8 protein-coding genes are annotated in these 7,464 nt (G+C 68.9%); 5 read left to right on the top strand and 3 right to left on the bottom strand.

Annotated elements, in window-relative coordinates; all coding sequences use genetic code 11:
• Positions 1-211 precede the first annotated feature (211 nt).
• The 3 genes from JF886_RS11650 to JF886_RS11640 are packed head-to-tail and all read left to right on the top strand — an operon-like array spanning position 212 to position 3,856.
• Positions 212-757: a universal stress protein gene (locus JF886_RS11650; RefSeq protein ID WP_337312639.1), complete on the top strand. Its 546-nt coding sequence runs from the start codon at positions 212-214 to the stop codon at positions 755-757.
• A 7-nt stretch (positions 758-764) separates the two neighbouring features.
• Positions 765-1,508 carry an HAD family hydrolase gene (locus JF886_RS11645; protein WP_337312638.1) on the top strand — a complete coding sequence of 248 codons (744 nt, stop codon included), beginning with the start codon at positions 765-767 and terminating at the stop codon, positions 1,506-1,508.
• On the top strand, positions 1,505-3,856 hold the full coding sequence (locus JF886_RS11640) for a glycoside hydrolase family 65 protein (protein ID WP_337312636.1): 2,352 nt from the start codon (positions 1,505-1,507) through the stop codon (positions 3,854-3,856). The genes JF886_RS11645 and JF886_RS11640 overlap by 4 nt, the downstream gene beginning before the upstream one ends.
• Positions 3,857-3,901: 45 nt before the next feature.
• Here JF886_RS11640 and JF886_RS11635 read toward each other — a convergent pair whose 3' ends face one another.
• From JF886_RS11635 to JF886_RS11625, 3 genes are all read right to left on the bottom strand, one after another.
• On the bottom strand, positions 3,902-4,447 hold the full coding sequence (locus tag JF886_RS11635; protein ID WP_337312634.1) for a hemerythrin domain-containing protein: 546 nt from the start codon (positions 4,445-4,447) through the stop codon (positions 3,902-3,904).
• A gap of 114 nt (positions 4,448-4,561) precedes the next feature.
• Positions 4,562-4,978 carry a cupin domain-containing protein gene (locus JF886_RS11630; protein WP_337312632.1) on the bottom strand — a complete coding sequence of 139 codons (417 nt, stop codon included), beginning with the start codon at positions 4,976-4,978 and terminating at the stop codon, positions 4,562-4,564.
• A gap of 257 nt (positions 4,979-5,235) precedes the next feature.
• Complete coding sequence (locus JF886_RS11625) at positions 5,236-5,616, bottom strand: DUF488 domain-containing protein (protein ID WP_337312630.1); 381 nt, start codon at positions 5,614-5,616, stop codon at positions 5,236-5,238.
• Between the two features lie 578 nt (positions 5,617-6,194).
• On the opposite strand from JF886_RS11625, the gene JF886_RS11620 reads away from it, so the two are divergent.
• On the top strand, positions 6,195-6,407 hold the full coding sequence (locus tag JF886_RS11620; RefSeq protein ID WP_337312628.1) for a hypothetical protein: 213 nt from the start codon (positions 6,195-6,197) through the stop codon (positions 6,405-6,407).
• Positions 6,408-6,670: 263 nt separating this feature from the next.
• Positions 6,671-7,270 (top strand): RNA polymerase sigma factor, encoded by a 600-nt coding sequence (locus JF886_RS11615; protein ID WP_337312626.1) that lies wholly within the window; start codon positions 6,671-6,673, stop codon positions 7,268-7,270.
• Positions 7,271-7,464 lie beyond the last annotated feature (194 nt).

Raw genomic sequence — 7,464 nt, 5'->3', positions numbered from 1 at the left:
CGAGGGTGCCCACGGCGCCGGGATCGCCTGTGTGGGTGTGGCCAGTCACAACTTCAACGCGGAGCAACTGCGCGCTGGCGGGGCAGACTACGTCATCGGCTCGCTCAGGGAGGGCCTGCCGCTGTGACCGTTCTGCTCACCGGCCCGACGACCTCTCGGTGCGGCTCAGCAGCAGCCCGGAACCAACGCGTCGCTAACACGGAGCACGAACATGAGTGATATCGACACGACGGCGAAGTCGGTCGTGGTCGTTGGCGTTGACGGCTCGGCGGGAGCGACAGCGGCGTTTCGCTGGGCACTTGCTGAGGCGCGCCTCCGCAAGGCTCCGCTGCGTGTCGTCCACGCGTGGACGTATGGTTTCGCGGGCGGAGCAGCCGCCGGTGACGCCTACTTCGGCTATCTCGCGTCGTACCCACCGCTGGGGAATGACGTCACCGACGCCCTCCGCCAAGCGGCTGAGGAGGTGCTCACGGCAGCGATCGCCGAGGTCGTCGACGGCGACGCGGACGTCCGGATCGAGCGCCAACTCATCGAAGGCGGTGCTGCCCAGATCCTGGTAGGCGCCGTCGAGCCGGACGACCTCCTGGTCGTGGGATCGCGCGGGCACGGAGGTTTCGCCGATCTCCTACTCGGCTCGGTCAGCCTGCAGTGCGTCCATCACGCGCCGTGCCCGGTCGTCGTCGTCCATGTGCCTAAGCAAGCGCCCGCTGATGACGTCGGTCCCGCCGCTGGCGGCACCGCCAGCGCGGCGAGTTGACACGCGCGTGTTGGGTCTCCCGGACAATGTGCGCGGCTGTCTCTTCGACCTCGACGGTGTGCTGACCCAGACCGCCAAGGTCCACGCCGCCGCCTGGAAGGAGATGTTCGACGCCTACCTGCGCGACGGAGCCCAGCGCAGCGGTGCCAGCTTCGTGCCCTTCGATGCGGTCGGTGACTACGACGAGTTCGTCGACGGCAAGCCCCGGGCCGACGGGACCCGCTCCTTCCTGACCTCGCGGCACATCGAGCTTCCCGAGGGCAAGGCGGACGATCCTCCCGACGCCGAAACGATCGCCGGCCTTGGCAACCGCAAGAACGTCATCGTGCTGCGCAAGATCGAGGCGGATGGCGTGGAGGTCTACGACGGATCCGTTCGCTACGTCAGGGCGGTTCGTGATGCGGGATTGCGCCGTGCTGTGGTGTCAAGCAGCGCCAATTGCCAACAGGTTCTCGCTGCCGCCGGCATAGAGGACCTGTTCGAAGCACGCATCGACGGCGTGGTCATCACCCGCGACCACCTCAAAGGCAAGCCGGCGCCCGACGCCTTCCTCGCCGGTGCCCGTGCTCTGGATGTCGCGCCTGCCGAGGCGGCCGTCTTCGAGGACGCGCTCGCCGGGGTGGAGGCAGGGCGGGCGGGCAGGTTCGGCTTCGTCGTCGGCGTCGATCGTGCCGACCAGGCGGAGCAGCTGCGCGCGCACGGCGCCGACGTCGTCGTCAAGGACCTCGCCGAGCTGCTCGAAGCTCCGTGATCCAGCACCCGGCGTACCCCGTCGAGCCCTGGTGCCTGCGCGAGACCGAGCTCAACCTCGACGTGTTGGCTCAGTCGGAATCGCTGTTCGCACTCTCCAACGGCCACATCGGCTGGCGCGGCAACCTCGATGAGGGCGAGCCCTTCGGCCTTCCCGGCTCGTACCTCAACGGTTTCTACGAGCTCTCCCCGCTGCCCTACGCCGAGGCCGGCTTCGGCTACCCGGAGTCCGGTGAGGTGGCGATCAACGCCACCAGCGGCAAGCTCATTCGCCTGCTCGTCAACGACGAGCCTTTCGACGTCCGCTACGGCCAGTTGCGGGCCCACAAGCGCTGTCTCGACTTTCGCGCCGGCGTCCTCTCGCGCACTGCGGAATGGTGTTCGCCGGCCCGACGCACCGTCCGCGTCCGCTCGACCCGCCTCGTCTCGCTCGTCCAGCGCGCGGTCGCGGCGATCTGCTACGAGGTCGAGCCACTCGACGGCCCGGCCCGGGTCGTCGTGCAGTCCGAACTCGTGGCCAACCAGTGGCTGCCCCCGCCCAGCGATGATCCGCGGGTGGCGGCGGTGCTGGAGGCGCCACTGCGCTCCCAGGAGCACAGCGCCGGTGACGCCAGGGCGACCCTGGTCCACCGCACCGAACGCAGCCAGCTTCTGGTCGCGGTCGCCATGGACCACGTCGTCGACGGCCCGCCGTCGACGCACGTGATCGCCGAGAGCGAGCCCGACCTCGGCCGGGTGACGGTCACCGCCGCCCTGGAGCCAGGCCAGACACTCCGCCTGGTCAAGTTCGTCGCCTACGGCTGGTCGGCGGTGCGCTCGCAGCCGGCGGTGCGCGACCAGGCGGGCGCGGCGCTGACCGCGGCGCGCCAGACCGGGTGGGAGGGGATGCTCGCCGAGCAACGCGCCTGCCTCGACGACTTCTGGGAACGTGCCGACGTCGAGGTCCACGGCGACGCCGAGGTCCAGCAGGCGGTCCGCTTCGGCCTCTTCCACGTCCACCAGGCGGCGGCCCGCGCCGAGGGGCGGGCCATCCCGGCCAAGGGGCTGACCGGTCCCGGCTATGACGGCCACGCCTTCTGGGACACCGAGACCTTTGTGCTTCCGCTGCTGACCTACACGGTGCCGGGCGCCGCCGCCGATGAGCTGCGCTGGCGTCACAGCACCCTGCCGCTGGCGCTCGCACGGGCACGCCAATTGGGGCTGCGCGGGGCGGCCTTTCCCTGGCGAACCATCTCCGGCAAGGAGTGCTCGGCCTACTGGCCCGCCGGGACCGCCGCCTTCCACGTCGCCGCCGACGTCGCCGACGCGGTGGTCCGCTACGTCGGTGCCACTCTGGACGACGAGTTCGAGCGCGGGGTCGGGGTGGAGTTGCTGGTCGAGACCGCCCGGCTCTGGCGCTCGCTCGGCCATCACGATGCGCACGGTCGCTTCCGCATCGACGGTGTCACCGGACCCGACGAGTACAGCGCGCTCGCCGACAACAACGTCTACACCAACCTGATGGCCCAGCACAACCTGCGATCCGCGGCGGCGGTCGCCGAGCGCCATGCCGAGCGGGCCGCAGAGCTGGAGGTCGACCACGAGGAGATCGCCGCCTGGCGCGCCGCCGCCGAGACCATGACGCTGCTTTACGACGAGGAGCTGGGCGTGCATCAGCAAGCGGCGGGATTCACCGAGCACGAGCTCTGGGACTTCGCCGCCACCACCGCCGACCAGTACCCGCTGCTGCTGCACTTCCCCTACGTGCAGCTCTATCGCAAGCAGGTGGTCAAGCAGGCCGATCTGGTGCTCGCCATGCACAAGCGCTCCGAGGCCTTCACCGCCGCGCAGAAGGCGCGCAACTTCGCCTACTACGAGGCCATCACAGTCCGGGACTCGTCGCTCTCGGCCTGCACCCAGGCGGTCATCGCGGCGGAGGTCGGCCACCTCGAGCTGGCCCACGACTACCTCGTCGAGTCCGCGCTCATGGACCTCGACGACCGCGAGCACAACACCCGTGACGGCTTGCACCTCGCCGCCCTGGCCGGTACCTGGACTGCGCTGGTAGCCGGCCTGGCGGGGATGCGCGAACGCGACGGCACGGTGGCGTTCGCGCCCCGCCTCCCCGAGGGGATCACCCGGCTGGCCTTCGCCATCTCTCTGTACGGTCGACGCCTGCGCGTCGAGGTGACGTCGACCGCAGCGACCTACGCGCTGCTCGAGGGTGCGCCGCTGCAACTGTTGCATCACGGCGAGCCCATCACCGTTGCCACCGGGGACCCGCTCAGCCGTCCGATCGTCCGCATCGTGGCTCCTCCGGAGCCGACGCAGCCCGCCGGGCGAGCGCCGCAGCGACGTCAGCGCTCCTAGGTCGCCTGGGTCGCGCTACGACCCGCCCGCTGAGGCGCTCAGCGCTCAGGGACGCGGGTGGTCGGAAAACCCCCAGCTCTCGTGCCCATGGGTGACCGCGTGGGCGCGCAGTTGCGCGCCGATCTCTGCCCGGACCTTGGACGGCAGACGCTTGAGCGCGGGCCTGTAGAGGCGCTCCTCCTTGTCGACGTGGAGGCGGGCCACGGCCTCGAGGACGAAGAGCAGCCGTTGCAGCTCGGCGCCCTCCTCCTTGCTTTGGAGCCCACCGGTGGCCCGGTCAACGTCGGCGACCAGGGCGCGGATCGCCTCATGGTCGAGGACCATCGCCGGGCCGCTGTGCGGCCCCTCCGCGAGCCGGTCGACCGCCGCGTACAGAGTTTGCTCTTCGACGTCCATGTGGGGGAGGAGGCCGTTGTGCAGGAAGCTCAAGACCGCGTCGAGCTTGTTGCGCAACATCAGCGGCTCCTCGCTCGGCGCTGCGTCAGCGATCGCGCGCAGATGGTCGAGGTGGTGGCGGACCTCGGCGTGCTCACGGGCCAGCAGTCCTTGCACGGTGCCGGGGTGTGCGGGCGGCCGCGAGCGTGCTGTCACCCGGGGGCTTCTAGATCGTCGAGGTAGGCTCGAGCGGGAGACGCAGGCACCTCGAGATGAGCTGCGTCGCTGGCGAGCAAATCGCTGTGGGGCTCGCGACCGTGGATGTCCACTCTACGGTCCCTTTGTGTCGTGGACGGGGTGCCGTCCCCCGATGGTGAGCAGAAACGCGCTCTCCTCGATGGCCAGGACTGCGTGGCGCAGGCCGGCGGCGACGACGAGCACGCGTCCGGGGACCAGCTCGTGGCTTTGGCCGCCGACGGTGAACTGGATTCGGCCCTCGAGACCGTGCACGGTGATCGGGGCATCAGCGTGGTGCTCGTGCATCTGCCCTCCCGCCTTGAGCGCAACCAGCACCACGCGAAGCCCGGATTGTTTGGCAACGGTCTCGGCGGCATGGTCGGCGCGACCATAGGAGTCGCTCGCCCGCAGCGCGGCGATGTCCGCAGCGCAGTCCAGTTCGATCACCGGCGCGCCGACGCGCTCGCCCTGTTGGCGAGCGTCCGCGGCCTCGGCAGGGTCAGGATTCACTTTCTCTTAGGCCTCCGGTTCTCTGGCGTTGCCAACAGCCTAGTCGAGCACGGATCGCGTCGCACTTAACGAGGGAGTCAACGGGCATCACTTGCGCTCGCGTCCGGGCAGGTCCCGTGTCCACCATGCCAGCGCCGCCGCCGGACGGGGAGGCGTCGGGGAGCGCCTTTCGCGGGCCGACCACCAGCCGGACCGGCCGATCGGCGAAAACGAAGCCGATGCTCAGTTGGTCGGCTATGTCGCCGGCAGTGAAGCGCTCATGAGAGCTTGTGGGCGAACTCGAACAGGGCCACCGCTTCGTTGTGGTCGTGATCGTGGGCGTCATACACGAGGGTGATTCTCTCCTTGCGGGAGCGGTTGCGAAGTTCTCGCAGCGCGACGAGCTGGTCACGCTCGACCAACTCCTTGTGGTAGCGCTTGCGGAACTCGGCCCAGCGCGCGGGATCGTGCCCGAACCACTGGCGCAGCTCCTTGGTCGGGGCGAAGTCCTTGCACCATTCGGTGACCCGGGCCTTCTCCTTGGAGACCCCACGCGGCCAGAGACGGTCGGTGAGGATGCGCCGGCCGTCGTCGGCGGACGCGGGATCCCTGACACTTTTGACGGCCAGCCCGTGGGCTGTTGTCGCCTTGTCCGTCATGTCCGCACTCCTCCAGGCGTTGCGTCGGCGTCGTCTTCTCGCATGAGTCGATGGTAGCCAGGCTGCCGTGCAGCAGTCTGTTGTCGCCCAAGTGATACGTACCGGGCAGCGTCGGTACGTATCAGTCGATGACATCACTGGCCCCCGCGCCCCATCGACGGAGGGCCGCCGCTGGAGGTGAGGTCAGGAGCTGGAGCGTTCTCGGTCCTCGCAGGCAGCGCCGGCATCGGCACGCTTGTCCGTCAGAGCAGATGGGATGACCTCATGACGTGGCGCCAGACGGTGAGTCCCCAGCCCGTGCTGGCCTTCATCGCCGACATCTGGACGAGAGCCGACATCGACAGCTTCAACGACGAGACGCTAGCGATCAAGGTGTTCGTGCCGAGACACGCCACCTCTCCGCTCATCCTCTACCGTTCGCGGTACCGACCCGTAAACGCGACAACATTTCCCGGAGAATTCCGCGACGCTTTGCCCCGGCCACCGCCGCCGACCGCGCTGCCGCCGGCGAGCCGTACGTTCCCTTCGAGCATCGCAATCACCCCTCTCTCAGCGACGATGACGCAGCCGCCCTCTCCGTGCTCCTTGCCCACCCGGGACGCCACGCACCATTCGACCTCGCTGCCGGCGCCTGGGGGGCGGATGCCGGCAATCGGATCGTGGATCTCGCCGAGACGATCGCGCGCCTGCAGGAGTGGCTGGAGCCACAGCCGGAAACGGTGGAGGCGGACGGCACGCTCTGGTACCGGTTGCTCAGCCCACACAGCGGACCCGGCACCGAGTCGCCCTGATCCCTAGCCCGGCATGGACTTGTGGGCGCCGTGACCTCCGGGCAGTTGCCGATGTTGAGTGATCCCATCGCCTACGGCGTCTATGTAGTCGACGTGTAGGCCTTTCACATTCTTCATGTGTTCGCCAGGGCACAGAAGACAGCCGCCCGCCCTCTCCATGATGCGTCTCTAGGCCACGCAAACCCAGCCTTTAGTCGGCGCAAGGTAGGTGACGAGTCATGGGAATCGGACCAAACGACCGTCGGCCGTGCCGAGCGCCCGAGATGATGGATTCTCGCCCTGAGCGCATCGGTACTCCGCTGGTTCGGCGAGCCCAAGCCGGGGACCGGACCTCTGTCGCAGAGCTGCTTCGGCTGTCCCGGCCGCTGGCGGAACGCACCGTCGCTCGGCGCTGCTTCGACCACGAGATGGTCGACGACCTCACCCAGGCCGTTCTGCTCGCGGTGCTCATGGAGTTGCCCAGCCTACGCTGCCCGGAGGCGTACGTCAGCTGGCTGCTGCGCATCGTGGCCAACGTGTGCTGCAAGCAGGCGCGGCGCAGCACCTGTTTGCAGGCTGCGGCGTCGCGGCTCGCCCAGGAGAGCCTCGGTGGGGCGGGCGCACGCAGCGGCGAGGTCGATCCTGAGGAGGCGGCGGTCCGAGACGAGATCCAGGCGCATTTGCGGATCGCGGTCGCCGCCCTGCCGGCCCGATACCGGACCGCGGTGGTCATGCGGGCCGTTCAGGGCCACTCATTCGACGAGATCGGTGAAACCCTGGGCTGCCCACGCGAGCTGGCCCGCCTCTGGTACTTCCGTGCTCGTCGGCGCCTCCAACGATTGTGCGTCGCCGATGAGGTTTTGGCTCCGGTCCCTGCCACCTAGACTGTGGTAGTGGGAACTCCTCCGGCCCCGTACCGTGAGTTGCGCGCACCCAATCAAGTTCCGGAATCCGGCGCGGCACCAACCACCCCGCCACCGGCAAGAGTGGCGATGAGATGATTCGATGAGCGCGACCGCCGGCCGAGCGAGCCGGAGCCTTGAGGTCAGCGTGGCCTACGAGTTCGACGACGCTGGAC

This window comes from Candidatus Aeolococcus gillhamiae, from assembly GCF_016464765.1.
Classification (GTDB): domain Bacteria; phylum Chloroflexota; class Dormibacteria; order Aeolococcales; family Aeolococcaceae; genus Aeolococcus; species Aeolococcus gillhamiae.
The sequence above is the reverse complement of the archived record's forward strand: the minus strand, read 5'-3'. Positions and strand labels throughout refer to the sequence as shown.

What these genes read in the sequence shown, in the direction of transcription:
- JF886_RS11650 (WP_337312639.1), top strand. Translation starts at nt 212, where the DNA reads ATGAGTGATATCGACACGACGGCGAAGTCGGTCGTGGTCGTTGGCGTT.
- JF886_RS11625 (WP_337312630.1), bottom strand. Translation starts at nt 5,616, where the DNA reads ATGACGGACAAGGCGACAACAGCCCACGGGCTGGCCGTCAAAAGTGTC.
- JF886_RS11615 (WP_337312626.1), top strand. Translation starts at nt 6,671, where the DNA reads ATGATGGATTCTCGCCCTGAGCGCATCGGTACTCCGCTGGTTCGGCGA.